This window comes from Clostridioides sp. ES-S-0190-01, from assembly GCF_020658275.1.
Lineage (GTDB): Bacteria > Bacillota > Clostridia > Peptostreptococcales > Peptostreptococcaceae > Clostridioides.
Genome location: NZ_JACVWA010000008.1, coordinates 1 through 654, shown reverse-complemented (window position 1 = coordinate 654; position 654 = coordinate 1). Strand labels below are relative to the sequence as shown.

Genomic DNA, 654 nt, shown 5'->3' with positions numbered 1-654 from the left:
CCACCGCAAGGGTAAGACCCCAGAAAGACTATCTGGTTGATAGGTCGAAGGTGTAAGTGCAGCAATGTATTTAGCTTATCGATACTAATAGGTCGAGGACTTGACCAATATTATTTGATGTTCATTGGCTAAAATATATATGTAGTTTTTAGAGTGTTAACTCTGAAAAAAAGTATGAAAAAAGTATTGACAAAAATAACAAAAAATGTTAATATTATACTTGTCCTAGCAACAAAAAAGAAATGTGGTTATAATAGCAGAGAAGATACACCTGTTCCCATTCCGAACACAGAAGTTAAGTTCTCTAGCGCTGATGGTACTTGGTGGGAAACTGCCTGGGAGAGTAGGACATAGCCACGTTAGATGTTCCAAGGTAGCTCAACGGTGGAGCAACCGGCTGTTAACCGGTAGGCTGTGGGTTCGAGCCCCACCCTTGGAGCCAATAAATGGCTCGTTGGTCAAGAGGTTAAGACACCGCCCTTTCACGGCGGTAACAGGGGTTCAATTCCCCTACGAGTCACCATTTGTGGGATCATAGCTCAGCTGGGAGAGCACCTGCCTTACAAGCAGGGGGTCGCAGGTTCGAGCCCTGCTGGTCCCACCATTTGCGGCCTGGTAGTTCAGTTGGTTAGAATGCCAGCCTGTCACGCTGGA

Annotated in this window: 3 tRNA genes and 2 rRNA genes; all 5 read left to right on the top strand. The window is 45.7% G+C overall.

Going from position 1 to position 654, the window contains the following annotated elements:
* Positions 1-108, top strand: a 23S ribosomal RNA gene (locus IC214_RS01585); the annotation flags it as partial.
* Between the two features lie 135 nt (positions 109-243).
* Positions 244-360, top strand: a 5S ribosomal RNA gene (gene rrf / locus IC214_RS01580).
* A 7-nt stretch (positions 361-367) separates the two neighbouring features.
* A tRNA-Asn gene (locus IC214_RS01575) sits at positions 368-442 on the top strand.
* A gap of 6 nt (positions 443-448) precedes the next feature.
* Positions 449-523, top strand: a tRNA-Glu gene (locus tag IC214_RS01570).
* A gap of 5 nt (positions 524-528) precedes the next feature.
* Positions 529-604: transfer RNA gene (locus IC214_RS01565), tRNA-Val, on the top strand.
* Positions 605-654: the final 50 nt, after the last annotated feature.